The sequence below is a fragment of the Sporichthya brevicatena genome, assembly GCF_039525035.1.
GTDB classification, from domain to species: domain Bacteria; phylum Actinomycetota; class Actinomycetes; order Sporichthyales; family Sporichthyaceae; genus Sporichthya; species Sporichthya brevicatena.
Map to the genome: position 1 here is coordinate 47,475 of NZ_BAAAHE010000008.1, position 25,490 is coordinate 72,964.

Below are 25,490 nucleotides of genomic sequence, written 5' to 3' on the forward strand. Positions count from 1 at the left end.
GACGTCAGGGCCTCAGAAGGTGGTGACCTGCAGCTCGCCGTCGGCGTGCTTCTGGCGCAGGACCTTCTTGTCGAACTTGCCGACGCTGGTCTTCGGCACCTCGGGGACGATCACCCAGTTCTCCGGCAGCTGCCACTTGGCGACCTTGTCGGAGAGGTACTCGCGCAGCTCCTCGAAGGTGACCTCCTCGCCCGCGACGGGGACGACGGCCGCGAGCGGGCGCTCGTCCCACCTCGGGTCGGGGATGCCGATGACCGCGGCCTCGGCCACCTTCGGGTGGCCCATGATCGCGTTCTCCAGGTCGACCGAGGAGATCCACTCGCCGCCGGACTTGATGACGTCCTTCGCCCGGTCGGTGAGGGTGATGTAGCCGTCGGGGCTGATCATCGCCACGTCACCGGTGCGCAGCCAGCCGTCGCGGAACTTGTCCTTCTGCGCGTCCGGGTCGGGCATGTTCGGGTTCTCGATGTACGCCCCGGCGATCCACGGCCCGCGGACCTCGAGCTCGCCGACGGCCTTGCCGTCGTTCGGCAGCACCGTCCCGCTGTCGTCGACGATCCGGCCCTCGACCGCGCACGGCAGCAGACCCTGCGTGAGGCGGTACGCCAGCGTCTCCTCCGGGCCGAGCCCGGCCGGCGGCCGCGCGACCGACCCGAGCGGCGAGGTCTCGGTCATGCCCCACGCGTGCAGGACGCGGATGCCGTGCCGCTCCTCCAGCCCGGTCATCAGCGCCGGCGGGCAGGCCGAGCCGCCGATGGCGACGTCGCGGAGCGAGTCGACCTTGGGCGGCGGGTTCTGCGAGTCGAGGTAGGCGAGCATCGCGTTCCACACCGTCGGGACCGCGCCGCCGACCGTCGGCTTCTCGCGCTCGATGAACGCCGCCAGCGGCTCGGGCTGCAGGAAGCGGTCCGGCATGTGCATGCTCGCGCCGGAGAACAGCGCCGCGTACGGCAGGCCCCACGCCATCGCGTGGAACATCGGGACGACGGCGAGGATCTTGTCGCTCGCGTTGATCCCGAACGCCATCGGCGTCAGCACGTACATGGAGTGCAGGTAGATGGAGCGGTGCGAGTACGCGACGCCCTTGGGGTTACCGGTCGTGCCGGAGGTGTAACAGATCGCTGCGGCGTCGGTCTCGTCGACGCCGGCGCTCGCGGCCTCGAAGTCGAAGTCGGCCGACTGGGCGGCCAGCAGCTCGTCGTAGTCGTGGATCGCGGCGTGGCCGGCCAGCAGTGAGCGGTCGCCCTCGCCGTTGACGATCACGTGCTTGACCGTCTTCATCTGCGGCAGCTGGGGCGCGAACAGCGGGATCAGCGAGCCGTCGATGATGACGGCCTGGTCCTCGGCGTGGTTCGCGATGTAGACGAGCTGCTCGGGGAAGAGCCGGATGTTCAGCGTGTGGAGCACGGCGCCCATCGACGGGATGGCCGCGTAGGCCTCCAGGTGCTCGTTGTTGTTCCACATGAACGTGCCGACGCGGTCGTCGCCGGAGATCCCGAGCGACCGCAGGCCGTTGGCCAGCTGCGCCGCGCGCGCCCCGACCTCTCCGTAGGTCCGTCGTCGGGTCGTCTCACCGGTCCACGTCACGGTCTCCGACGACGAGTGGAAAGTCGACGCATAACGGACAATCTGGGAGATATTGAGCGGGTACTGCTGCATGGTGCTGCGCATGAGCCGGCCTTTCGGGCTGGGGGACCAGGACCTCCTCAGGTGGCGGAATCCTCGCATTGACCTGCCACGTTGTCATCGCGGACTCCGATGACTGAATCTTGATCACCCCGGGTCTTGCGCTCCGACGCGAGTCCGTTTCAATCGACTTAGTCAAAGGTGTCGGTCGGCTCAGCGTGGAGCCTGGACTTTTCTGTGGGGCTTTCGCGATGGGTGCGCACAGTGCTTCGGGTGGCGGTCGACGCCGCTCCGGTGTGCACCGGGAAGGGCCGGCACCCGAAAGTTCTCCACGGCGGGGTCGGCACGCGGCAGCCGCCCCGGTCGACCCCGTAGCCGAGACCCCCGTAGCCGAGACCCCCGTCGCCAAGGCGCCCCTCGAGGCGCCCGTCGCCGAGTCCCTCGCCGCGACCGTCGAGTCCCTCGCCGCTGACGCCGTCGCCGAGCAGAACTCCCTCGTCGACGCGCTGCTGACCGAGGCCCCCGCGGTCCCGGCCCCCGTCCTCGACGAGGTCATCGACCTGCCGCCGCGGGTCAGCCGCCGGCGCAAGCCGGTCCAGACCGTCGCCCGGGCGCTGCGCTGGACGATCGCCGGGGCGCTGATCCCGGGCCTGGCCCACATCGCTGCCGGCCGCCGCCGGGTCGGTCTGGTCATGGCCGGGTCGTTCGCGACGCTGCTCGTGGCCGTCGCCTTCGTGCTCCTCGCCGTCCCGCGGACGCGGCTCGTCGAGCTGTCGGTCCAGCCGACCGAGCTCGAGCTGATGATCGCGCTGTTCTCCGCCCTCGGCCTGATCTGGGTCCTGGTCGTCCTCAGCTCCTGGTCGGTGCACAAGCCCGAGCAGTTGCGGGCCGGCCAGCGCGCCCTCGCGACCGGTGTCGTGGCGGCGCTGTCCATCGGCGTCGCCGCCCCGTTCGCGATGGGTGCGCGCACGGCCTACGTCCAGCTGGACCTGCTCAACACGATCTTCGACAACCCGACGACGACCACCCAGATGGCGATGCCCGCGCTGCCGGTGAAGCAGCAGCCGCAGGCGACGCCGGGCTTCGGGCCGCCCACCGGGTTCTTCGCGAACAAGCCGCGCGTCAACGTCCTGCTGCTCGGCGGCGACGGCGGGGACAACCGCATCGGCGTCCGCACCGACACGATGATCCTGGCGAGCATCGACACCCAGACTGGGCGCACGGTCCTGACGTCCCTGCCGCGGAACATGATGAAGGTGCAGTTCCCGACCGGCAGCGAGATGGCGCGCCGATTCCCCAACGGCTTCAACGACATGCTGAACGCGGTCTACCTGTACGCGTCCAACGACAAGTCGGTCATGCCGGGGGCGAAGTACCCGGGCGGCGAACTGCTGAAGCAGACCTGGGCCTGGACCATCGGGCAGCCCGTCGACTACTTCATCCTCGTCAACCTCGACGGGTTCCGGGACATCGTCGACGCGTTCGGCGGCGTGACGATCAACGTCGAGCGGCGGCTGCCCATCGGCGGCAGCCACGACGCCAACGGGCGGGTCCTGGAGCAGCCGCACAACTACCTGGAGCCGGGCCGTCGCAAGCTCAACGGCTACGAGGCGCTCTGGTACGGCCGCTCCCGGTTCGACTCCGACGACTACTCCCGGATGAACCGCCAGCGCTGCCTGCTCGGCGCGATCGCCCGCCAGGCCAGCCCGATGAAGGTGCTCACGAACTTCTCCGAGCTCGCCGGGGCCGCGAAGCGGATCATCCTCACCGACATCCCGCGCCAGGCGCTGCCTGATCTGCTCGAACTCGCCGGCAAGGCCAAGAGCGCCCGCGTCACCAGCCTGACGTTCGTCCGCTCGGCGGCCTTCGACCCGGCGAACCCGAACTTCGCCTACATCCAGGAGCAGGTCCGCCTCGCGCTCGACGAGGCGGCCCGGACCCGCTACGCCCAGGGCTCGGGGCCGGCGACGACCCCCGCGACTCCCGCCACGGGGACCCCGACCGGGACGCCGACCGGGACTCCGGCCGGGACGAAGACCGGGACGAAGACCGGGACCAAGACGGCGGTGAAGGGTGCCGCCGCTCCGACCCCGACGCCGACCCCGTCCTCGGCGGCGACGCAACTCGACAAGGTCTGCGGTTACTGATCTTCGTCGACCCGGTGCCTGATCGCGACCGAGTCGTTGCGGAGCGCAGCCGTGTCGGTCCGGGCGTCAGGGCCCGAATCTGCTGGAAAATCAGGGCTATTCGCCCAATCCGACCCCCGAGGGTCAAGCCCTTTGAAAGCCGGGGCTGTCCGGCTTGACGGCTATGTCCCACGGGCCGACTCTGCTTAGGACCACCCCGAAGTTTCACGACACCAGCGCTGGGGCGGACTGCTCGCTCGAGACCCGGGCCGGCACCCGCTACCGGTGAGGAGGCGTACTGTCCATGGCCCGCCACGCAGGTTCCGACTCGTTCGACGCCGACCTCCCCGCGGACTGGGATCCGCTGGTCGACCCGTGGCCCCCGGCTGCTGCGGTCCCGCAGGCCACCCCGCTCGAACGTACGGTGCGTGACGAGGTCGATCCCCTGGGTCTCGCCTCCCTCTCGAACTGGACCTTCGCCTCCGAGTCGACGAACCTCCGCGACTCGCTCTCCGAGCTCGCGGCCCTCGAGGTCCGCGTCGCCCAGCCGGCGCCGGCGCCGGAGATCGTCGTCCCCCCGCGCGACCCGCGCCGCGAGGCGCAGCTGGCCATCGAGACCCAGCCGGTCGAGCTGGACCTCGGCGAGCACCCCTCCGGCCCGCTGCCCCGCGCCGGCACCTGGCCGCCCCTGGGGGGCGTCCCCGAGTCGCCCGCGGCCCTGGACCGCCTCCGGACCGAGACCCCCGTCGAGACCCGGCCCGAGCCCCGGCCCGAGCCGCGCGTCGAGTCCCGGGTCGAGGTCGACCCGACGCCGCAGTTCGACGTCACCCTCGTCGGCCCGCTCGGCGACCCGGAGTTCGGGTTCACCAAGGGCCAGTGGTACGCCCTGGCGGGCAGCAGTGCCCGTGAGGTGACGGTCGGCGAGGCGATCCTGGCCCACCCCGACAAGGCCGGCCCGATCGTCCAGCTCGCCTGCTGGTACCTCCGCGAGAAGCCGAGCACCGGCCGCGCCCTCGACCTCGCCACCGAGCTCGCGATGGCGGTCTCCGACCTCGCCCGCCGGGAACTGGTCCGCGAGCGCCGCTCCGCCTGACGCCTCCGCCTGACGCCTCCGTCGGGCCCGCTCCGCCTGGTCGTGAAAGAAAGGGTGACACCCCTTACTACGCAGTAAGGGGTGTCACCCTTTTGTGACGGCGAGGGTCGCTACTGCTTGTAGGTCTCGAGGAAGCGGCCGATGCGGGTGATCGCCTCGCGGAGGTCGTCGACGTGGGGGAGCGTGACGATCCGGAGGTGGTCCGGACGCGGCCAGTTGAAGCCGCGCCCCTGGACGAGCAGGATCCGCTCGCTGCGGAGCAGGTCGAGGCACAGGCGCTCGTCGTCGACGATCGGGTGGACCTTCGGGTCGATCCGCGGGAAGCAGTACAGCGCGCCCTTCGGCTTCACGCAGGAGACGCCGGGGATCTGGTTGAGCATCTCGTAGCAGACGTCGCGCTGCTCCATCAGGCGTCCGCCCGGCAGCACCAGGTCGTCGACGCCGTGGGCCGCGGACAGGGCGGTCTGGATCGCCCACTGCGACGGGACGTTCGCGCACAGGCGCATGTTCGCGAGGACCTGCATGCCCTCGAGGTAGCTGCGGGCGTGCTGGCGTGGACCGGTGACGACGGCCCAGCCGGAGCGGAAGCCCGCCATCCGGTAGACCTTGCTCAGGCCGCCGAAGGTGATCGTGAGGACGTCGTCGGCGAGCGACGCGGCGGGGACGTGGACCGCGTCGTCGTAGAGGATCCGGTCGTAGATCTCGTCGGCGAACACGATGAGGTTGTGCCGGCGCGCGATCGCGAGCAGGTCCTCGAGCAGGTCGCGGGAGTACACCGCGCCCGTCGGGTTGTTCGGGTTGATGATCACGATCGCCTTGGTCTTGGCGGTGATCTTGGCCTCGACGTCGGCGAGGTCCGGCATCCAGTCGGCTTCCTCGTCGCAGAGGTAGTGCACCGGCCGGCCGCCGCACAGGGACGTGATCGCCGTCCACAGCGGGTAGTCCGGCGCCGGGATCAGCACCTCGTCGCCGGTGTTCAGCAGCGCCTGCAGGCACATCGCGATGAGCTCGGAGACACCGTTGCCGAGGTAGATCTGGTCGACGTCGATGTCCGCAATGCCCTGATTCGCGTAGTACTGCGCGACGGCGGTGCGTGCGGAGAAGATGCCCTTGGAGTCGCTGTACCCGGCGGCGGCGGGCAGGTTCCGCACGATCGCCTGGAGGATGTCGTCCGGGGCCTCGAAGCCGAACGGGGCCGGGTTGCCGATGTTCAGCTTGAGGATCCGGTGGCCGGTCTGCTCGAGACGCATCGCCTCTTCGAGCACCGGGCCACGCACGTCGTAGGCGACGTTCGCGAGCTTGCTGGACTGAATGATCTCCACCGCCCGAGTGTAGGACCGCGCCCACCGCGGCCGCGCGGAGATTTGCGCCGTCCGGGCCCGGGGTCCGAATCGGGGGGTCAAGGCGGCCGCTCGAGGTGCCGAAGTTCCGGACGTTCCTGCTGTGCGTTCCTGATGCGGGATCACGGAATTCGTGGCGATTCGGGCGGGATTCTCCCCTCGGAAGGCTCTCGAATTTCCGTGCCGCCACCGATAGATTCGCTGCTTCGCTCGCCGCCGCACCTACCATCGGCGGCAGTGGGGCTGAACCCATCCGGAGGGGACACATGTCGGCTCGGGTGCTTGTCGCCTACGCCGCGAGCGCGGGCTTCACGGCTCGGCACGCTGCCGATGTCGCCAGTGAGATCGCCGAGGTCGGCGGTCTCGAGGTGGACGTCAAGCCGATCACGTACGTCGCGTCGATCGAGCCGTACGTCGCGGTGTACCTGGGGTGGTCGAGCCAGTCCGGGGCCGGGCAGCGCGCGGTGGCCCGGTTCCTCGAGCGCAACGCCCCGCACCTCGCCGACCGTCGCATCTGGGTGGTGCAGCGCAAGGCGCCGGGCGAGGGGTCGGCCCGCGGTGGGCTCCGGCTCTCGCGGCTGCTGGTCCGCAACGGCGTCGCCGCCGAGGCGTTCGCCGGCACCGGCACCCACCGGCGCAGCGAGGTCCTCCCGACGATCGCCCCCGCCGTCCCCGGGCCGTCCCCGGCCGGCGACGAGGTCATCGCCCACACGCGTCCCATCTCCGCCTGACGCGACCGGCCCGGCCCGCCGGGTCCTAGAGTCGCGGCGATGAGGTCGACGGCCGGACGCGAACCCGCGATCCTGGCCGCCCTGTTCTGGGTCCCGTTCGCCCTCGCGGCGGCCTGGATCGTCGCCTCACCGCCGCACTCCGTCGACGGGCCGGCGCACCTGCTCGGGGCGCGGGCGATCGCCGACCACGGCGAGCCGGTCTACGCCCGGTACTACGAGCTCGACTGGTTCCCGACGCCGAACCTCGCCGGGACGCGGGTGCTCGCGGTGCTGGTCGACGTCGGCGGACTGCGCCTCGCCGCGACGGTGATGCTGCTGCTCGCCGCGCTCGGGACGCCGCTGGCGCTGCGGTACGCCCTGCGCGCGATCCGGCCCGAGTCGACGTGGCTCGCGATCGCCGCCCTGCCGCTGTGCTTCGGCTACCTCTACTTCTACGGGTTCTGGAACTACTGCCTCGGCACTGCGCTCGCGCTGGCGTGCGTCGGCCTGACCCTGCGCGCCGCCCCGGCCTGGCGGCCCGGCCCGACGCTCGCCCTCGCCGCGCTGCTGACCCTGACCTGGCTGACGCACCTGGTCCCGTTCGTCGCCGCGGTGCTGTTCCTCGGGGCGACGGTGGTGACCGGGCCCCGCCGGCTGGGGGCGTGGTTGGCACCCGCGGCGACGGTGCTCCCTGGTGCGGTACTCAGCCTCGCGTACCTGCTCCACACCGACTCCGGCGACGGACCGACCTGGACCAGCCCCCTCGGTCGGGTGGTCGGGCTGGTCTCGCTGCACACCACGGTCACGACGTACTCGCGGTGGGAGGACGTCGTCGCCGCGGTGATCGCTCTCGTGCTGGTGACGCTGGCGCTGGTGGCCCGGCGGGCGGTCCCCGCCTCGGGTGCGCGGGCCGCGAGTGCCGCGGCGGGGCTCGCGGCGACGGCCGCGGCGGTGCTGGTCCTGGCCACGCCGGCGAGTTTCGGCCTCGACTTCGGCCTGATCGACGAGCGCCTCGCGGTGTTCCCGGTGCTGTTCGCCCTGCTCTGGCTCGCCGCCCGGCCCCCGGAGCCCCGGATCGCCCTCATAGCCGCGGTCGCGCTCGTCGTCGCGACCGGCGCCCTGGCCCTGGTCCGTCTGCCGAAGCTCGCCGACTACGACGACCTCGCCGCCGAGTACCTCGCGGCGGGCGAGTTCGTCGAGCCGGGCTCCACCCTGGTTGCGCTGCGCTTCGCGAACCTCGGCCCCGATGCCGGCCGCAACCGGGAGTGGGACCCCACCCGGCACCTGGCCAGTGAGCTCGCGGCCCGCCGACACGCCGTCGACGTCGGACACTACGAGGCGGTCCTCGACTACTTCCCCGCCCGCTTCCGGCCCGAGGTGAACCCCCGGACCGTGCTCGATCCCGAGTTAACCGGCCTCGGGTCGGTGCCGCCGCAGATCGCGCTCGCGCAGTTGCCGGCGTTGGCGCCGGTCTACGTCCTCGTCGTGGGTGCGGCGGACGCCTCCGGCCCGGCGGCGCACGTGCTGGAGGAGACGCGGTTGGTGCTGGCGCGGCACTTCGAGAAGGTCGGCACGACCGGGCGCGGGCTGGTCGAGGTCTGGCGCTCGGTACCGGCGGGTTCGGGATAGCCTCCCTCGGTGCTCATCCTGCTCCCGCCCTCGGAGGGCAAGACCGAAGCGCGCCGGGGGAAGCCGCTCGACCTGTCGACGCTGGTGTTCGCGGACGCGCTGACCGAGACGCGCCGCACCGTGATGGCCGCGCTCGCCGACCTGTGCGCCGGCGACGCCGAGAAGGCCCGTGAGGTCTTGGATCTGACGGCTGGTCAGGCCGCTGACCTCGTCCGCAACCTCCGGCTGGAGACGGCCCCGACGCTGACCGCGGCGCAGCTCTACAGCGGCGTCCTGTTCGACCACCTCGGCCTGTTGGACCTCCCGTCCGACGCGAAGCGCCGGGCCAACCGGAGCGTCCTGATCTCCAGCGGGTTGTGGGGCGTCGTGCGCCCGAACGACCGCGTCCCGCCGTACCGGCTCTCCGGCGGCGCGACGCTGCCGACGCTCGGCACGATCGCCGGGACCTGGCGCGGTCCCCTCGGCGAGGTCCTGCCGGGCTGGGTCGGCCGCAAGGTCCTGCTCGACCTGCGCTCCGGTGCCTACGTCGCGGCCTGGCGTCCGTCCGGTGCCGTGGCGGAGCGGACCGTCACCGTGCAGGTCACGCACCAGGGCAAGGTCGTCAGCCACCACAACAAGGCGACGAAGGGCCGACTCGCCCGCGCCCTGCTCTGCTCCGACGCCGACCCCCGGACCCCGGCCGCCCTCGCCGAGGCCTGCGCCGCCGTCGGCTTCCCCGGCCTCCTCACCGCCCCGCCCCGCGCCGGCGGCACCTGGCAGCTGAGCATCGACCAGGTCTGACCCGCCCGGCCTGACCCGCCCGGCCTGACCCGCGATGTCACGAAAGGGTGACACCCCTTACTGCGCAGTAAGGGGTGTCACCCTTTCTTGACATTGGCGGGGCTGCGGGTCAGAACAGCGGGCCGATCCCGCCGGGGCCGTCGTCGTCGTCGTTGCCGCCGGGGAACAGGCCGCCGCCGCCGGGGGTGCTGCGGCGCTCGGGGAGGCGGAACTCCACCGCGCGCCAGGTGCTGAACCCGGTGTGGACCATGCCGAGCAGGGCGTAGTGCCCGTCGGGCAGCGCGATCAGGCAGAAGCGGTCGCCGTGCTGGAGACCGTCCTGCGGCGGCCAGTCGTCGAAGTCGTCGAGGGCCTGCTCGGGCCAGTTCGAGTTCGGCGCGGTCGACGGGCCGTAGCAGGTCGCCTCACCGAACGGCGTCTGCCGGTGGGCCGCGATCATCGCGGAGATGATCTCCGGCGGCGCGAGCTTGCGGACCTCGGCGCCGGAGCGGCCGGCCCGGATCTTCTCCAGCAGCTTCCCGACCGGACCGGTGACGTTGAAGCTCTTCAGCGCACCGGCGCGCAGGCCGAGGTTGGAGTCGAAGGTGAAGCTGGCCTCTGCGTCGACGACGGTCTCGACCGTCGACGGCTCCTCGGTCGTCCGCCAGCGCATGATGGCCTGGCCGCGGCTGACCTGGACGTTGTAGATCTCGTTGATCGGACGCCCGGTCACGTCGGCGAGGTTGATCGAGCCGAGCAGACGCGCGCCGCTGTCGTAGGCGACGACGACGTCCGCGCCCGGTCCGGCGGCGGTCGAGCACTTCAGCACCGCGACGGTGTCGGCGACGCCGTCGCCGGTCAGGTCGCCGAACGTGGTGAAGTCCTGGAAGCGGTCCGGGTACAGCGTCGAGGCCAGGGCGACCTCGCCGTTGCCGGGCGCGATGCCCGGCAGGCGGCCACCGGCCAGCGTCCCCGCCGGGTGCCCGCACACCGACGGGACGGCGAGCGACTCGAGCTCACGCAGGTCCAGCGGCTGGCGGTTGCGGATCTCGTTGGTGAGCAGCTCGCGGATGCGGTCCGCGAACTGCGAGACGCGCGGCAGGCTCGGCGCGAAGCACGGCCGGATCGTCGACGGGAACGGCCAGGCCGCGCCCTGCGCCCCGATCTCCGCGAGGCGGATACCCGCGCTCTGCGCCGGCGTCCCGAACGCGTCGAGCGTGAACCGGCAGGACGCACGCAGCTGCGAGAGGGCCTGGATCGTCGTCGACGCCGTCGAGGAGACCAGGTCGCCGAGGGGGATGTCGTTGGCGCGGAAGGGCTTGAGCCCGAACCACCCGAGGTTCGTCGCGTTCACGACGACGTCGCCGGCGAACGCGTGGACCCGGACGGTGTTCGGGTACGGCCGCAGCGCGAGGTGCTGGGGCGACTGGCCGCGGAACGCCTCGCCGCCGGCCCGGGCGAACGCGCCGGCCTGGACGGGGAGGAAGCCGCACGGGGCCTGCTCGGTGAACACGGCCGGCTTGAGCGCCCGGCACGCGCTGACCAGCAGCCGCAGCACGGTGCGCGGCTCGGACGCGGTCGCGCCGACGCCGGTGTTCAGGAGCTCGGCGAGCTGCGAGCCGGTCTGCGGCGACCCGTAACCGATGACGGTGGTGACCTGCGACCCGCGGTCGCGGCCCTCGACCTGTCCCCCCACCGCCCAGCGCGCGGCGAGGCCGCCGACGCCGTGCGTGATGAGGATGGCCTTCTGCCCGAGCGCGCTGGTGACGCAGTCGATCGCGTCGCCGAGCGCCGGGCCGATGCCCGGGTCGTCGACCCAGTTCCCGGCGCTGGCGCGGTAGTCGAAGGTGTAGACGGCGGCGCCCGGGATCTGCTGCAGCTGCCCGATCAACGACGCGCGCGGCGCGGCCGGCGCCGGACCGCCGGCGCCCATGTCGATCGGGTGCGAGAAGTCGCCGGTGCGCGAGTCGTCGTGCTTCGCGCGGCCGTGGTAGTCCGGGACCATGATGATCGGCACGTAGACCCCGCGCCGGTCGGCCTTCTGCTGGATCGGCTGGCCCGTGTCGGTGACGTCGGTCTTGAGCACCGGCGCCAGTTCGACCTGGCCGCACGGGACCTGCCGCGGCGGCGCAGCCGTCGCGGTCTCCGGCGCGGCGATCGTGACCAGCGGCATCGCCAGCGTCGCGGCGACGGCGACCCCGAGGGGACGGCGCCACCGACGGGGGGTGGTGGTCCTGCGGAAGAGCGTCACTGTCCGCCTCCGGGTGCGGCGGGCTGCTGCTGGGCGGGTGCGGGCTGGGTCCCCTGGGGTTGGGTTCCCTGGGGCTGGCCGGACTGCGCCGGGGCGCCCGGCGGGATGACGCCGGCCCCGGAGGACGGGATCGTCGCGCCGCCCGGCGGGACCTGGGCGACCCCCGGCGGGTTCGCGGCCGGGGCCTGGCCGGGCTCAGCCGGGGTGGAGCCGGCGTTGGCCGGGTTCATCGGCACGGTGCCGACGACCTTCCAGCCGGACTGCTCCTTCACCATGACCGCGGTGTACGTGACCGCCGGCTGGCCGGGGCTGGTGACGGTGACCGTCATCGTGCCGCCGCCGAGGCCGTCGGGCTGCCAGGTCGCGGGGTTGGCCGAGACCGTGGACCCGGCCGGGACCGCCTCGCGGGCGCGACCACCGATCGCCGACCGGACGTCCGAGGCAACGAGGTTCGCCGGGTCGTCCGCCAGCTTGCCGAGGGCCTCCGCCACCGCGGCGGCCTCCTCCAGGCCGGGCTTGTTGCCCGAATTGTCCGATCCGTTGCCGCCGCCGCCCGAGACGGCGAGGGTGACCCCCGCCCCCAGGACGACCGCTGCGACCACTCCCGCGGTGATCAACTGCGGCCTGCTCAGCTGCTTCAACACCGAACTCCTGCTCGCGGACGAAGCCCCCATTCTCCACAGGGCGATCGGCCCGGTCCGCGCCCGTGCACCAATTGAGACCTCCGGTCACCCGGCCGGGTGGTCACCGGTCGGGCGATTCCGGGCGCGATGGGCAAGACTGCACCCGATGGACAGCCTCGACGACGTCGTCTCCCGGCTCGAGTCGGCGCTGGGATCGCCGTGGGGGCTGCTCGTCATCCTGGCCGTCTGCATCGTCGACGGCTTCTTCCCCGTGGTCCCGAGCGAGACGCTGGTGATCTCCGGCGGCGTGCTCGCGGCGCAGGACGAACTGCCGCTGAGCGGAGTCATGGCCGTCGCCCTGATCGGGGCGATCACCGGGGACCACATCTCGTACCTGATCGGACGCAAGGTCGGGAAGCCGTTCGTCGACCGGCTCGCCCGGCGGCCCGGCATCGCGAAGCTCCGTGACAACGCGCAGGCCCAGCTGGGCAAACGCGGCGGGCCGGCGCTGATCGTGCTGCGGTTCGTCCCGGGCGGGCGGACGATCAGCACGGCGCTGTCCGGGATCCTGCACTTCCCGCTGCGCAAGTTCACCCCGTACGTCTGTGCCGGCGGTGTGCTGTGGGCGCTGCAGGCCAGCCTGCTCGGGTTCTTCGCCGGCAACCTCATCCACGACAACTACCTGCTGGCGGTCACGGTCGGGATCGTGGCGTCCGTCGTCCTGGCGCTGGGCATCGAGTTCACGCGCCACAAGCTCCTCGCCCGGCGCCGTCGCGCGGCATAGCGTGGGCTTGCTCACACCCCACCGGACGCGGTAGAACGGCGTCCTGAATTTCTGACACGCCATCGTTCCCGAATCCCGGCGGGAGACTCCGGTGACCACGACGCTGCGCCCGTACGACCCGCTCGACATCTCCAGCCTCGCCTTCTGGGGTAAGACCCCGGCCGAGCGCGAACCGGCCTTCGACGAACTGCGGCGCGAGCGGCCCCTGTCGTGGCACCGCCCGGTCGAGACCGAACTGATCCCGGACGAGGACGACCCCGGCTTCTGGGCCCTGGTCACCCACGCCGACGTGACGGCCGTCAGTCGCGACGCCGAGACGTGGGGCTCGGGCATGGAGTTCGGCGGCGTGATGATGGAGAACGTCCCCGAGGACATCATCGAGATGGCGCACTCGATCCTCTCGATGGACGACCCCCGCCACGGCCGCCTGCGCATGATCATCTCCTCGGTCTTCACGCCCCGGCGGGTCAAGCTGATCGAGGACCAGATCGCCGCGCAGGCCGCCGCGATCGTCGACGACCTCGGTCCGTCGGGCGAGGTCAACTTCGTCTCCGCCGTCTCCGCGCGACTGCCCATGTGGACGATCTCGGAGATGATCGGCGTCCCGCCCGAGGACCGGCAGACCTTCACCGACGCCGCGAACGCCATGGTCGCCTGGAACGACGAGGAGTACCTCGCCGGGCGCGACGGACTCCAGTTGCTGTTCGACTCGCTGATGACGCTGCACGGCGGCGCGTACCGGATGGCCGAGGAACGCGCCGAGAACCCGCGCGACGACCTCATCACCGCCCTCGTCCAGGCCGAGGTCGACGGCCAGAAGTTGACGCCCGAGGAGATCGCCGCGTTCTTCGTCCTGCTCTCGGTCGCGGGCAACGACACCACGCGCCAGACGACGACGCACGGCCTGCTCGCCCTGCACCGCCACCCGGAGCAGTGCGAGTACCTGATGGCGGACTTCGAGGGCCGCATCGACCGCGCGATCGACGAGTTCCTGCGGTGGGGCACACCGGTGCTGACCTTCAAGCGCACCGCGCGCAAGGACACCGAGATCCGCGGCCGGCACATCGCGGCCGGGGAGAAGGCGGTGCTCTTCTACCAGTCGGCGAACCGCGACGAGGCGGTCTTCGCCGACCCCTACCGCTTCGACCTCACGCGCGACCCGAACCCGCACGTCGCGTTCGGGGGCGGTGGTCCGCACTTCTGCCTCGGCGCCAGCCTGGCCCGGGTGCAACTGCGCGCGATCTTCCACCAGGTGCTGCATCGGCTGCCCAACCTCGAGGTGATCGGGGAACCGGTGTTCCTCCGCGGCAACTTCATCCACGGCATCAAGCGCCTGCCGGTCCGGTACTGACGCCCGCCCGGCCGGCGTCCGCCACACTGAGCGCGTGAGCGACGACGGGGAGCTGCGGCAGCGCGTGCTGCGTGCGTCGATGGACGCGCTCGACGGCTTCGCCGTCCTCGTCTACGACCGCGACCTCCGGGTGCTCGACACCTACGGCGGTGCCTTCGTCCGGCACGGTTACGACCCCGTCGCGATGGTTGGTCGCCCGGCGGCCGAGGCGTTGCTGCCCGCGGTGTGGGAGCCCCTGGCGGACCGGATCCGCCGGTCGGTGGACGGCGAGCGGTTCACGGTCGACCGGATCGCCCAGGACGACATCGCGGTCTACGAGGTGACGATCGGGCCGGTCGAGCTCGACGGGGAGATCGTCGGCGGGTCGCTCGTGGCCCGCGAGGTCTCCGAGCTCCGCAGCGCCCAGGCCGGCCGCGCCCAGGACGACGAGCTGCGGCGGCAGTGGCAGCTCAGCTTCGAGGTGACGAAGCGCGGGATCATGTTCACCGACCCCCACACCGACGTCATCACCCGCGTCAACGCGGCTTTCGCCGCGGACCACGGCGGCCGGCCCGAGGACTTCGCCGGTAAACCGCTGGCCGAGGTCTTCAGCCCCGCCGCCCGCGACCGGGTCGCCGAGCTCGCGGACTTCGTCAACCGCGAGGGCTACCTGCGCTACGAGACCGAGCACATGCGGCTCGACGGCTCGGTGTTCCCGGTCGAGACCGAGGTCGTCGCCGCGCGCGCCGAGGACGGACGGCTGCTCTACCGCGTCGCTTACGTCGATGATCTGACGGAGCGTAAGGCGCGCGAGGCGTCGGAGCGTCAGGCCGTCTCGATGTTCACCACTGCGCTCGACAAGGCCCAGATCGGTATGTGCCTGATCGGCCTCGAGGGCCAGTTCCTGCGGGTCAACGAGGCGTTGTGCCGGCTGGCCGGGCGCAGTGAGGACGAGTTGCTCGGCCTGACCTTCCAGGAGCTCACGCACCCGGACGACCTCGATCGTGACCTGACGCTCCTTCAGGAGACGAAGGACGGTCTCCGGACCGGCTACGAGATCGAGAAGCGGTACCTGCGCCCGGACGGCGAGGTGATCGAGGCCCGGCTCTCGGTCGCGCTGGTCCGGGACGGGGAGGGTCGTCCGCTGCACCTCGTGTGCCAGATCGTCGACCTCACCGAGCACGCGCGGCTGGAGGAGCAGCTGGAGGCGTCGATCCGGATCGCGCGGGACCTGCTCTCCGACGTCAGCGAGGACTCGCTGCAGCACATCGCGGCCGAGGCGGCGGCGATCGCGCGCGCCGACCGGGTGCTCGCCCTGCTCCCGACGCGCGACCCCGAGCACCTGCGCGTCGCCGTCGCGGTCGGTGCGGACGTGCAGGACCTGACCGGCACCTTCGTCCCCCTGACGGGGACGATCAGCGGCGAGGTCGCCCGGACCGGCACTCCGCGCGTGCTCGGGGAGACCGAGGCGACGGCGGCCGCGGCGTCCGAGGTGCACTTCGCGCCGGACGGCGGCCTCGGGCCCAGCATGGTGATCCCGCTGCTTGGGGAGCGTGGGTCCCGCGGGGTGCTCGCCGTCGGCCGGGACCGGGGGCGCCCGCCGTTCACCGGCGTCGAGGTCGAGCTCGTGAAGGCGTTCGCCCAGCAGGCGGCCGTCGCGCTCGAACTCGCCGACGCCCGCGAGCTCGCCCAGCACCTCGAGCTGCTCGAGGATCGCGACCGCATTGCCCGCGACCTCCACGACCACGTCATTCAGCGCCTGTTCGCCGCCGGTCTCACCCTGCAGGCGATGGCCGCCGGGATGGACGAGGAGCGGGCCGAGCGGATCGGTCGTTGCATCGAGGACATCGACGAGACGATCACCCAGATCCGCTCGGCGATCTACGGTCTGCGCACGCCCCTCGGTCCGACCGTGAGCTCGACCCGTGAGCGGATTCTCGGCGTCCTGTCCGACGTCACGCCCCTGCTGCCCGCGGCGCCCGTCGTGCAGTTCGCCGGCCCGCTCGACGTGATGCCGCCCGACGACCTCGTCGACGACCTGGTCGCGGTGCTGCGCGAGGCGCTCACCAACGTCGCCCGGCACGCGCAGGCGCGGACGGTGCACGTGCTCGTCGCCGCGGTCATCGACACGCGGACGCTCACCGTCGAGATCGTCGACGACGGCGTCGGCCTCGGCGACTCGACCCGGCGCAGCGGTCTGGCCAATCTGCGCAAGCGCGCCGAGGGGCGCGGCGGAACGTTCGAGGTGACCGCACCGGAGGCCGGGGGGACCCGGCTGGTGTGGGCCGTCCCGATCCCCTGACGCATGCTGGAGTCATGAGCGCGGACACCCGATTCCTGGCCGCGGAGGGACTGCACAACCTCCGGGACGTCGGCGGCTACCCGACGGCGGGCGGCGGCCGCATACGCGCCGGGCTCCTGCTGCGCGGGGGAGCGCTGGGGGAGCTGACGACCGCGGCGCACCCGATGCTGCTCGAACTCGGGCTGCGCACGGTCATCGACCTGCGCGAGGACAAGGAGCTGGTGGGGCTGCCGGACTCCGTGCTTCCGGACGGGCTCGCGCTGCACCGCAACCCGCTCTACCGCGGCCGCATCCGCCTCGGCGAGATCGACGACCTCGCCGAGCTCTACACGCAGATCCTCGAGCGCTGCGCGGACCAGGTCGTCGCCGCGATCGAGGTGCTCGCGGGCGAAGGCGCACTGCCCGCGCTCGTGCACTGCAGTGCCGGCAAGGACCGCACCGGTCTGATCGTCGGGGTGCTGCTCTCCGCCCTCGGGGTCCCGGACGACGTGGTGGCCGTGGACTACGCGCGGTCGGAGGAGGCCTACGTCGGCGAGCTGCGCGAGCGCACCATGCGGAAGGGCATCGCCCTCGGGGCGAGGGAGGACCGCATGGAGGAGCTGATGAGCTGCCCGCCGGAACTGATGCATGCCGTCCTCGCCGACCTGCGCACCGCGCACGGCAGCGCCGAGGGCTACCTCGTCGCCGGCGGTCTGCGGGCGGAGTCGCTCGCGGCCCTGCGCGAGCGGATGGTCGAACGGGCTTCCTGACGCTGCGTCAGGCGTCGACGGCATCCTCGTCGAGGACGTCCAGCAGCAGCGGGCGGGTGCCGGTGTGGAGAAAGGCGCGGTCGTTGAACGCCGCGACGGCTTCGGCGAGTTGCTGGTTGCGCTCGGTCAGGGCCGGGAGCTCAGCGCTCTCGCCGTGCATGCTCACGACGTCGTCGGTGTAGCTGCGGATCGTCTCGATGAGCTGGATCGCCGCGGCCACGATCTCCTGCGCGCTCTGCTCGGAGTACTGCTCGACGTTGTCCCAGACGTCGTCCATGACCTCAGGCTATGCCGTCTCCCTGTGCGGCTTCCCCGGATCGGCCGACCCGCCAACCGGGTGACAGCACCCGGCGATGGCCGAACCCCGTGCCTACGCTGTCCGATCAGGGCGGTTCGCGGGGATTCGGGCCGCAGTCGGAGGTCGCGATGCGCCGGGCACACCTCGTCGTGGCGATGAGCCTGACCGTTCCCGCTCTCGTCGCCCTCGCGCCCGCGGGTCACGCTGCGCCGGCGGGGTGCACGACCGAGTCGGCGGTCCTCACCTGCTTCCTCGGCGGCGGGGAGTCCCACTCGTTCACGGTGCCCGCGAACCCCGGCCCGCTCGAGGTCTTCGTCCAGGGCGGGCACGGCGGGAGCTTCGGCCCGGCCGACGGTCCGTTCCCCGGCGGTGAGGGTGCCGGCGTCGGTGCGACCTTCGCGGTGCGCGCCGGTGACGTCGTGACGATGCGGGTCGGCGGCGCCGGTGCGGACCGCACCACGGTCGGCGGGACCGCCGCGGGTGGTGCCAACGGGGGCGCCCCCGGCGGTGCGCACGGTGCCGGCGGCGGGGGCTGGACAGGCGTGCAGATCGTCCGCGCCGGCCAGGTCGTCGGGCTCGCCGTCGCGGGCGGCGGGGGCGGTGCCGCCGACGGCGACTACGGCTACCCCGCGGTCGGGCGGGGGGAGACCTCCCCACTCCCGATCGACGCCTCCGCCACCGAGCCCGGCTGGCGCGCTGACCCGGAGTGCCCCGAGTGCCCGGTCGGGCCCGACGGCGCCGCCGCGCCCGCATTCACCGGCGAGACCGGGGGCAGCGGGGGCAGCGGCATCCCCCGCGACGGGGGCGGGGGCGGCGGCGGGTACTTCGGCGGCGGCGGTGGCCTGACCGACGCCGAGGAGTCCGGCGACCCCCAGGACGACGGCTCCACCAACGGCGTCGCCCGCACCGGCGGCGGCGGTGGCTCGACCCTCGTCCGCGGCGCCACCCAGGTCACCGACGGCCCCTGGGAGAACGCGGCCCCGGCCGACCCCGGCTTCGGCGCGCTCCGCCTCGGCCCCGGCGCCCCCGCGAAACCCGCCGCAACGTCAGCGGGATCGCGCGTCATAGCGCTCGGTCTCGCTGACGTTGCGGGGGTGCGGGAGCGCCCGATCTAGGCTCGACCCCGTGCAGCAGCCCGTCGCGTCTCGCAACCTGCCCTGGATCTTCGTCGGCATGTCGGCCTGGGTCGGCATGTGCCTGTTCGCCGGCTTCGCGATCCTCGCGGACGCCGACCTCGTGTGGCGGCTGCTGGCGGGCGGCGCGGCCCTCGCCCTGGCCGGCGCGTACACCGTCTGGGTGCGGCCGTTCTACGCCGCGCGCAAACGCCGCTGACAGAAGAACGCCGTTGGAGATGACATCTCCAACGGCGGGGTGGGTCGAACAAAGGTGGCCAGGGGCGGGGTCGAACCGCCGACCTACCGCTTTTCAGGCGGTCGCTCGTACCAACTGAGCTACCTGGCCGGGTGGGACTGGGTGAGTTTAGCCGACCCGTCCGGTCGCTCGAACGGCCGCTCGGTCCCGGGACCTGAGTGACGTACCGTTCGCCGGTGAGCACGAGCCCGACGATGGATCGCCGGCTCGTCGTTCTCTTCGCGATCGCGTGCGGTGCGAGCGTGGCGAACCTGTACTACGCCCAGCCGCTGCTGGACCGGATCGCCGACGACCTGGACGTCTCGCCGGGGGCCGCGGGGCTCCTGGTGACCGCCTCCCAGATCGGGTACGCGCTCGGGCTGGTGACGGTCGTCCCGCTCGGGGACCTGATCGCCCGCCACCGGCTGGTGGCGCCCCTGATGACGCTGTGCACGCTCGCGCTGCTCGGGGCCGCGGCGGCGCCGAACCTGCCGGTGCTGCTGCTCGCGGTCCTCGGCGTCGGGGTCACCGCGGTGGTCGCGCAGGTCCTCGTCCCGCTCGCCGGGGCGCTGGCGGCGGACCACGAGCGCGGGACGGTCGTCGGCACCGTGATGAGCGGCCTGCTGATCGGCATCCTCGCGGCCCGGACGATCTCCGGGTTGCTCGCCGCCGCCGCGGGGTGGCGCACCGTCTACGTCGCCGCCGCGGGACTCTGCGCGCTGCTGGGGATCGTCCTGCACCGGATGCTCCCGCGTCTGCCCGCCGCCGATCCCGCGTTGACCTACCGGGGCCTGGTCCGCTCGCTGTGGCCCCTGGTCCGCGACGAGCCGGTGGTGCGGCGCCGCATGGTCTACGGCGCGCTCGGCATGGCCGGGTTCACCGTGGTCTGGACCTCGCTCGCGTTCCTGATGGCCGAGGACTACGGCAAGGGCGAGGCGGAGACGGGTCTGCTCGGGCTCGCCGGGCTCTTCGGTGCCGTCGCTGCGCTCGGGGCCGGGCGCCTCGCCGACCGCGGCTGGGCCCACCGGTCCACCGGCAGCTTCCTGCTCTGCGTCGCCCTCGGGTGGGCACTGCTCTGGGCCGGCGGGGAGTCGATCGCGGCGCTCGTCGCCGGGCTCGTGCTCGTCGACCTCGGCATGCAGGGCCAGCACATCACCAACCAGTCGACCCTCTACGCGCTCCGGCCCGAGGCGCGCAGCCGCCTGACGACGCTCTACATGACCGGCAACTTCGCGGCCGGTGCCGTCGCGTCGGCGTTCGCCGGTGTCGCCTGGAGCGCGGGCGGCTGGGACGCCGTCTGCCTGGTCGGCGGCGGGCTCGCCCTGGTCGGCTGCCTGGTCTGGCTCGACGAGCACCTGCGGGCCCACCCCGCGGCGGCCCGCCGGTCCTGAACACTCGGCCGCGGCCCGCCGCGGTGCCATCATCTGCCGATGCGAGACATGCGACGGGTCGTCGTCAACACGATCATCGGCTCGTTCTCCCTGGCCGCGCTGCTGGGCATCATCGCGCTGCTCGGCGGCGGGGACTTCGGGAAGACCGAGGTCCGCGTCCTGTTGACGACGCTGGTCGTCGGCGTGCAGTCGGTCGCGGCGCTCTGCTACCTCTCGCTCGCCGACTCCCCCCGGTACCGCTGGGTCGGGGTCGCCGGTGGCGCGATCTCGCTGGTCTGCTCGGTGATCGCGCTGATCCTGATCTGGGGCGGTGAGGACTCCGAGCCGCTGCTGCGCGCCTTCTTCGTGACGCTGACGGTCGCCGCGACCCTCGCCCAGACCTCCCTGCTGCTCGCGCTCGCCGGGCGGGAGCGGATCGGCCCGTTGCTGGGCGCGACGTTGGCCGTCGCCGCCGGTGTCGCCGGGCTGATCGTGGGGCCCGTCCTGGAGATCGGGTCCGACCCCGGTGGCGGCTACGCCCGCCTGCTGGGCGTGCTGGGGATCCTCGACGTGCTCGGCACGGTCGTCGTCATCGCGACCGCCGTGTTCGCGCGGGCCCGTGCCGACGACTCGCCCGCACCGCCGTCGGTCGACGCCGAGCCGCGCCTGCTGAGCACGGCGCTCGAGGTCCGCGTCCGCGAGGCGGCGAAAGAGCGGGGCACCTCACCCGCCCAGTTGATCAGCGACGCCCTGGACCAGTACCTGCGTTGACGCCGGCGCACGGACCCCGGAACGACGAAGGCCGACCCGCGAGGGTCGGCCTTGTGTCTGTTGCGATCGAACTGTGCGGTCCCGACGGGATTTGAACCCGCGGCCTTCACCTTGACAGGGTGACGAGCACTCCAAACTGCTCCACGGGACCTGGTCTGCGCGCCTAAGTGTGGCACACATGGTCAGGCGGTCGTGCAGGTGTTCTGTTGTTGTTCTTGCGCTGGTACTGCGTGCCCCCAACGGGATTCGAACCCGTGCTGCCGCCTTGAAAGGGCGGTGTCCTGGGCCTCTAGACGATGAGGGCCTGTGGCTTTCGACCACGGGTGCCGTGGAGGACCGCGTCAGCATAGGGGACGGTCTCGCCCGCGGCCAAAATGACCCCGCCCCACCCGGCCCCGGCGCGGGGAAAGCCGCAGGTCACGGCCCGGCCCACGGGTCGGCCTGCTGGCTGCGGGAGTACTGCTCGAAGCGCTTGGTCTCCTCCGGGGCGAGGGTGCGGTTGATCTGGGCCGAGCTCAGCCCGAGGCCGCCGATCGTGAGGTCGTCCCAGGCCTGCAGGCGCTTGGTCGTCGCGTCGAAGTACAGGATCGAGCACTGGATCGGCAGGGGCGTCTCGCTCTCCAGCGCCCGCAGGCCGGCGCCGCCGGTGCTGCCCTGGACGAACATCCGGGTGCCCTCGGGCAGCAGCTTGGTCGACCGCTGGTGCGTGTGGCCGGCGAGGACCAACGGGACGACCCCGTCGAAACCGGTGCCCTGCGTCGGGTCGTGGACGACCGCGATGTCGGGGTGCGTGCCCGCGAGGCGGACGCCCGCCGCGACGGCGTTGCCGACGGCCGCGACCTCCTCGTTCGAGGCACGCTCGACGGACCGGTCGGGGGTGAACCGCGGATCGCCGTCGCCGGTGATGCGGAGGCCCGCGACCTCCTTGGTGACGCCGTCGTCGAGCACGAGCGCGTTCGGCTGCGCCGCCACCGCGTCGGCGATCGCCTTCGAGTCGTGGTTGCCGCGGACGTAGACGTAGGGGACGGGCAGGTCGGAGATCGCGTCGACGAACCGCCGCTCGGCCTTCGAGCCATGGTCGGAGATGTCGCCGGAGTCGACGATCAGTGCCACGTCGAACTGCTGGGTGATCGAACTGATCACCTCCCACGACGCCGGGTTCAGGTGGATGTCCGAGACGTGCAGGACGCGGATCGTCGTCGGGTCCGGCTCGTACGCGGGCAGCGTCGAGGTGACGTCGTAGAGCTTGGAGACGTTGCCGACGAGCTTGGCCAGGCTGCGGCTGTAGTCGCCGAAGCCGGCGACGATGTCCTGCGCGTTGCCGACGACGGACGGGGCCGAGACCAGGAGCCCGGAGTACTGGGGCTGGGAGACCGAGCGCGGGTTCCACGTCCACGCGGCGGTGCCGATCGTGGCCGTGATCATCGCGACCGCCGTCCCGCACACGAACGCCACGCGCCGCGCCTTCCGGCGGTAGACGAGCACCGAGAGGATGAACGCGCCGAGCAGGGCGGAGACCGCCGACCGGATCACCAGCCGGATGATCGCGTCCTTGGCGTCGGCCGAGACCCATTGCTCCAGCCCCTCGAGCGACTCCGGGTCCTCGAAGATCGTCCGCGCGTCGGTGACGTTGAGCGCGTCGACGGTGACCGTGACCCCGATCGGGCCCTCGTGGGTGTCGAGCTTGAGCGTCCCGAGCGGTCCGACGCGGATCTCGGTGTCCCCGGACCACGAGAAGTGCGCGGTCATGTGGGTGTTCACCGGGCCGATCGGTGTGCTGTCCCGCCCGCCGACCATCAGGCCGAGCCACGCCCCGACGACCGCGACCAGAACGAACCCGACCACCCCGGCGATGCGCCGGGCCGGGACCCACCGCGGGACGAGCCGGCGCAGCCCACGGCGCAGCACCAGCACGGTGCTGGGCTTGCGTAGGCGGTCGAGCACGGCGCGCGCTCCTCGGGACCCGGCGTGCGGCGTCCGGTGGACGGAGCCGATCCCCCACCGGCTCGATCTTCGACGGTAGGCGAACTCGGGTCGCGGCAGGCGGACAATGACCAAGTGCTGAACATCCCTCGCGAGGACTTCGAGGCGCTCGTCGCCGAGGCGCTCGACTCCATCCCGCCCGAACTCACCGGGCTGATGACGAACGTCGCCGTCTTCGTCGAGGACGACCCGCCCCCGGACGACCCCGAGTTGCTGGGGATCTACGACGGCGTGCCGCTCACCGAACGTGACGGCTGGTACTCGGGCGTCCTACCCGACCGGATCACGATCTACCGCAACCCGACCCTCGCGATCTGCGAGAACCGGGACGACGTCGTCGCCGAGGTCGAGATCACCGTCGTGCACGAGATCGCGCACCACTTCGGCATCGACGACGCTCGCCTGCACGAGCTGGGATACGACTGACCCCGATCACTGAGTGGCGCTCACCAGGGCGGCGGCACCGAACGAGACGTTGAAGCGGTCGCACCAGATCGACACGCTGCGTAGCTGTGTCAGGTCGACGTCGGCGGGGATCGCGTAGTTCTGCGAGCCCTTGTTGCCCTTGAGGTTGCCGATCTTGCGGTGGGCGTTGTCGTCGAAGACGTGCCACCCGCCGCGGCCCTCGATCACCGGGGCGTCGGAGAGCACGACCTTCAGGTCCGGCCCGTTGCTGGTGTCGAGGTTCTCCAGGCGCAGCACCCGTGACCCGTCGGCCAGGCGGATCACCCGGACCGTCCCGGTCGTCGCGTGCTCGTGGGAGATCAACTCCCCGCGGTAGAGCTCCACCCAGGCCGGGGCGGGCTTCGGGGCGGACGTCGGAGTCGGGGCGGCGGTCGGCGTTGCCGTCGGGAGCACGGCCGGTGCCTCGGCGACCGCGACCGGGAACGCCTCGACGACGGTCTTGTCGATCCACAGCTTCCACGGCTCGAACGCCGCGAGCGAGACGGCGACGAGGACGGAGAACAGCGCGAGCCCGGCCTGGACCCCGCGGTGGCGCAGCAGACGCTTCATGCCAGCAGTGAACGCGTCGGCGGGCGCCGGCACAGCCCCTGCGGGCTTACGGAACTGCTACGGAGGCACTGCTACGGAGGCGCTGCTACGGCGCGAGCCAGGACCCCGCGGGGACGTTCCGCGCGACCCAGAAGGCGGCGACGGTGGCCGCGAGCGTCCAGCCCACAGCGGTGGGCAGGCGGAGCGCTGCTCGCCCGGTGACAGAGCGGCGCAGCCAGGCCGCCCACGCCAGGACGAGGAGCGGGACGGCGAGCACGACGAGGACGTTCCGGGCGACCGCGGTGCTCAGATCGCCGTGGGCGAGGGCGTGGACGGCGCGCAGGCCGCCGCAGCCGGGACACCACCAGCCGGTCATCGTGTGGAACGGGCAGGGCGGGTAGGTCCCCGGCTCTTCCGGGCTGACCAGGGCCACCGCTGCCGTCGCGGCCACCACCGCCGCGCCGACCGCCACGGGGGCGGCCGGCCGGGTGGACGCGAACAGCGGCGGGGCCGGAGACACGGTCAGGCCTTGATGACGACGGTGCCGGCAACCTTGTCGTGCAGACCCTGCTTGCGGCCGCTGCTGTCGAACAGCGGCGACAGCGCGACGACGATCGAGCCGATGTAGCAGGCGATCCACGAGAAGTTGTAGAGCGCGGCCCGCTTGCCGGCGGCGGTCTGGTCCGGAATCGCGCCGTTCTCCAGCTGCACGACCTTCAGACCGAGGGCCTGTTTGCCGATCGTGGCGCCCCGGGCCGAGACGAAGTACGCGTCGTAGCCGAAGAAGATCGCGGTCTGGACGACCGTCCCGAGCAGCTGCACACCCAGGTTCGTGTTCCAGGTGGCGATCGCGACGACGATCCACACCGGCGAGAGAACCAGCGAGTCCAGGATCCGCGCGAGCAGTCGCTTGCCCAGCGACCCGACCTCGACGCCCGGCGGGATGCCCGGGATCTGGCGCTGCCCGTAGGTCGGCTGCCCGAACCCCGGCTGCTGCCCGAACCCCGGCTGCTGCCCGAACCCCGGCTGCTGCCCGAACCCGGCCGGCTGGCCGTAGGGCGGGGGCTGCTGGTCGTACCCCGGGGGCGGGCCGTACCCCGGCGGGGGCGGCGGCTGCTGGCCGTAGCCGGGCTGCTGACCGTAGGGCTGCTGCCAGTGGGGCGGGACCTGCTCCGGCGGGATCTGCTCCTGCGGCGGGCCGAGCGGGCCGCTCGGCGGCGCGCCCCACTGGGGCGGGGGCTGGGTGTACTCCCACGACTGCCCCGGGCCGGACTGCGTCCAGCCGGGCGGCGTCTGAGCGGGCGGCGTCTGACCGGGGGTGGCGAACGGGTCCTCGGGCTCGCGGCCTTCCTCGGACGGTTCCTTCGACTCGGCCATGAATTCCCCCATCTCGGCTGTCTTCG

General features: G+C 72.3%; 23 protein-coding genes and 3 tRNA genes. 14 read left to right on the forward strand and 12 right to left on the reverse strand.

All coding sequences use genetic code 11. The features are described from left to right. Positions 1 to 12: 12 nt before the first annotated feature. Positions 13 to 1,671 (reverse strand): long-chain fatty acid--CoA ligase, encoded by a 1,659-nt coding sequence (locus tag ABD401_RS05410; RefSeq protein WP_344602419.1) that lies wholly within the window; start codon positions 1,669 to 1,671, stop codon positions 13 to 15. Positions 1,672 to 1,877: 206 nt separating this feature from the next. Between ABD401_RS05410 and ABD401_RS05415 the strand changes: the two genes are divergently transcribed. Continuing rightward, the gene (locus tag ABD401_RS05415; RefSeq protein ID WP_344602421.1) at positions 1,878 to 3,773 is read left to right on the forward strand and encodes an LCP family protein; all 1,896 of its coding nucleotides are present in this window, start codon (positions 1,878 to 1,880) and stop codon (positions 3,771 to 3,773) included. Positions 3,774 to 4,056: 283 nt separating this feature from the next. Beyond that, complete coding sequence (locus ABD401_RS05420; protein ID WP_344602423.1) at positions 4,057 to 4,845, forward strand: hypothetical protein; 789 nt, start codon at positions 4,057 to 4,059, stop codon at positions 4,843 to 4,845. Positions 4,846 to 4,955: 110 nt separating this feature from the next. Here ABD401_RS05420 and ABD401_RS05425 read toward each other — a convergent pair whose 3' ends face one another. Continuing rightward, complete coding sequence (locus ABD401_RS05425) at positions 4,956 to 6,167, reverse strand: pyridoxal phosphate-dependent aminotransferase (RefSeq protein WP_344602425.1); 1,212 nt, start codon at positions 6,165 to 6,167, stop codon at positions 4,956 to 4,958. A 284-nt stretch (positions 6,168 to 6,451) separates the two neighbouring features. Between ABD401_RS05425 and ABD401_RS05430 the strand changes: the two genes are divergently transcribed. The 3 genes from ABD401_RS05430 to ABD401_RS05440 are packed head-to-tail and all read left to right on the forward strand — an operon-like array spanning position 6,452 to position 9,304. Continuing rightward, a complete protein-coding gene (locus ABD401_RS05430) occupies positions 6,452 to 6,916 on the forward strand; it encodes a hypothetical protein (RefSeq protein ID WP_344602427.1) in 465 nt (154 codons plus the stop codon). A gap of 39 nt (positions 6,917 to 6,955) precedes the next feature. Then, positions 6,956 to 8,524, forward strand: coding sequence for a hypothetical protein (locus ABD401_RS05435; RefSeq protein WP_344602429.1), 1,569 nt, complete (start codon positions 6,956 to 6,958; stop codon positions 8,522 to 8,524). A gap of 9 nt (positions 8,525 to 8,533) precedes the next feature. Then, a complete protein-coding gene (locus tag ABD401_RS05440; RefSeq protein ID WP_344602431.1) occupies positions 8,534 to 9,304 on the forward strand; it encodes a YaaA family protein in 771 nt (256 codons plus the stop codon). Positions 9,305 to 9,413: 109 nt separating this feature from the next. Here the strand turns inward: ABD401_RS05440 and ABD401_RS05445 are convergent, their stop codons facing one another. Further along, positions 9,414 to 11,534, reverse strand: coding sequence for a lipase family protein (locus ABD401_RS05445; RefSeq protein WP_344602433.1), 2,121 nt, complete (start codon positions 11,532 to 11,534; stop codon positions 9,414 to 9,416). Beyond that, on the reverse strand, positions 11,531 to 12,178 hold the full coding sequence (locus ABD401_RS05450) for a hypothetical protein (protein ID WP_344602435.1): 648 nt from the start codon (positions 12,176 to 12,178) through the stop codon (positions 11,531 to 11,533). Before ABD401_RS05450 ends, ABD401_RS05445 begins: the two co-directional genes overlap by 4 nt. 145 nt (positions 12,179 to 12,323) lie before the next feature. Here ABD401_RS05450 and ABD401_RS05455 point away from each other — a divergent pair, with 145 nt between their 5' ends. From ABD401_RS05455 to ABD401_RS05470, 4 genes are all read left to right on the forward strand, one after another. Beyond that, positions 12,324 to 12,941: a DedA family protein gene (locus ABD401_RS05455; protein ID WP_344602437.1), complete on the forward strand. Its 618-nt coding sequence runs from the start codon at positions 12,324 to 12,326 to the stop codon at positions 12,939 to 12,941. 91 nt (positions 12,942 to 13,032) lie between these two features. Continuing rightward, entirely contained in the window at positions 13,033 to 14,292 is a 1,260-nt protein-coding gene (locus ABD401_RS05460; protein WP_344602439.1) for a cytochrome P450, read from the forward strand. A 34-nt stretch (positions 14,293 to 14,326) separates the two neighbouring features. Beyond that, positions 14,327 to 16,573: a PAS domain S-box protein gene (locus tag ABD401_RS05465; protein WP_344602441.1), complete on the forward strand. Its 2,247-nt coding sequence runs from the start codon at positions 14,327 to 14,329 to the stop codon at positions 16,571 to 16,573. Between the two features lie 14 nt (positions 16,574 to 16,587). Continuing rightward, complete coding sequence (locus ABD401_RS05470; protein ID WP_344602443.1) at positions 16,588 to 17,322, forward strand: tyrosine-protein phosphatase; 735 nt, start codon at positions 16,588 to 16,590, stop codon at positions 17,320 to 17,322. A gap of 7 nt (positions 17,323 to 17,329) precedes the next feature. Here the strand turns inward: ABD401_RS05470 and ABD401_RS05475 are convergent, their stop codons facing one another. Beyond that, positions 17,330 to 17,599 (reverse strand): hypothetical protein, encoded by a 270-nt coding sequence (locus ABD401_RS05475; RefSeq protein WP_344602445.1) that lies wholly within the window; start codon positions 17,597 to 17,599, stop codon positions 17,330 to 17,332. A 149-nt stretch (positions 17,600 to 17,748) separates the two neighbouring features. Between ABD401_RS05475 and ABD401_RS05480 the strand changes: the two genes are divergently transcribed. Together ABD401_RS05480 and ABD401_RS05485 are read left to right on the forward strand one after the other, a co-directional pair. Further along, a complete protein-coding gene (locus tag ABD401_RS05480; RefSeq protein WP_344602447.1) occupies positions 17,749 to 18,735 on the forward strand; it encodes a hypothetical protein in 987 nt (328 codons plus the stop codon). 10 nt (positions 18,736 to 18,745) lie between these two features. Then, complete coding sequence (locus ABD401_RS05485; RefSeq protein ID WP_344602449.1) at positions 18,746 to 18,952, forward strand: hypothetical protein; 207 nt, start codon at positions 18,746 to 18,748, stop codon at positions 18,950 to 18,952. Between the two features lie 55 nt (positions 18,953 to 19,007). Here ABD401_RS05485 and ABD401_RS05490 read toward each other — a convergent pair. Beyond that, a tRNA-Phe gene (locus ABD401_RS05490) sits at positions 19,008 to 19,081 on the reverse strand. Between the two features lie 86 nt (positions 19,082 to 19,167). On the opposite strand from ABD401_RS05490, the gene ABD401_RS05495 reads away from it, so the two are divergent. After that, a complete protein-coding gene (locus ABD401_RS05495) occupies positions 19,168 to 20,361 on the forward strand; it encodes an MFS transporter (RefSeq protein ID WP_344602451.1) in 1,194 nt (397 codons plus the stop codon). 39 nt (positions 20,362 to 20,400) lie between these two features. After that, positions 20,401 to 21,111, forward strand: a complete 711-nt coding sequence (locus ABD401_RS05500; RefSeq protein WP_344602453.1) for a hypothetical protein — start codon at positions 20,401 to 20,403, stop codon at positions 21,109 to 21,111. A gap of 76 nt (positions 21,112 to 21,187) precedes the next feature. Here ABD401_RS05500 and ABD401_RS05505 read toward each other — a convergent pair. The 3 genes from ABD401_RS05505 to ABD401_RS05515 form a co-directional block, all read right to left on the reverse strand. Beyond that, positions 21,188 to 21,262: transfer RNA gene (locus tag ABD401_RS05505), tRNA-Asp, on the reverse strand. Between the two features lie 80 nt (positions 21,263 to 21,342). Next, positions 21,343 to 21,415, reverse strand: a tRNA-Glu gene (locus ABD401_RS05510). Positions 21,416 to 21,528: 113 nt separating this feature from the next. Beyond that, on the reverse strand, positions 21,529 to 23,055 hold the full coding sequence (locus ABD401_RS05515; protein WP_344602455.1) for a metallophosphoesterase family protein: 1,527 nt from the start codon (positions 23,053 to 23,055) through the stop codon (positions 21,529 to 21,531). Positions 23,056 to 23,169: 114 nt separating this feature from the next. Here ABD401_RS05515 and ABD401_RS05520 point away from each other — a divergent pair, with 114 nt between their 5' ends. Further along, positions 23,170 to 23,520 carry a metallopeptidase family protein gene (locus ABD401_RS05520; protein WP_344602458.1) on the forward strand — a complete coding sequence of 117 codons (351 nt, stop codon included), beginning with the start codon at positions 23,170 to 23,172 and terminating at the stop codon, positions 23,518 to 23,520. 6 nt (positions 23,521 to 23,526) lie between these two features. Here the strand turns inward: ABD401_RS05520 and ABD401_RS05525 are convergent, their stop codons facing one another. From ABD401_RS05525 to ABD401_RS05535, 3 genes are all read right to left on the reverse strand, one after another. Beyond that, positions 23,527 to 24,108 (reverse strand): DM13 domain-containing protein, encoded by a 582-nt coding sequence (locus tag ABD401_RS05525; protein WP_344602460.1) that lies wholly within the window; start codon positions 24,106 to 24,108, stop codon positions 23,527 to 23,529. Between the two features lie 85 nt (positions 24,109 to 24,193). Next, a complete protein-coding gene (locus tag ABD401_RS05530; protein ID WP_344602462.1) occupies positions 24,194 to 24,607 on the reverse strand; it encodes a DUF2752 domain-containing protein in 414 nt (137 codons plus the stop codon). Positions 24,608 to 24,609: 2 nt separating this feature from the next. After that, a complete protein-coding gene (locus ABD401_RS05535; protein WP_344602463.1) occupies positions 24,610 to 25,464 on the reverse strand; it encodes an RDD family protein in 855 nt (284 codons plus the stop codon). Between the last annotated feature and the right edge of the window lie 26 nt (positions 25,465 to 25,490).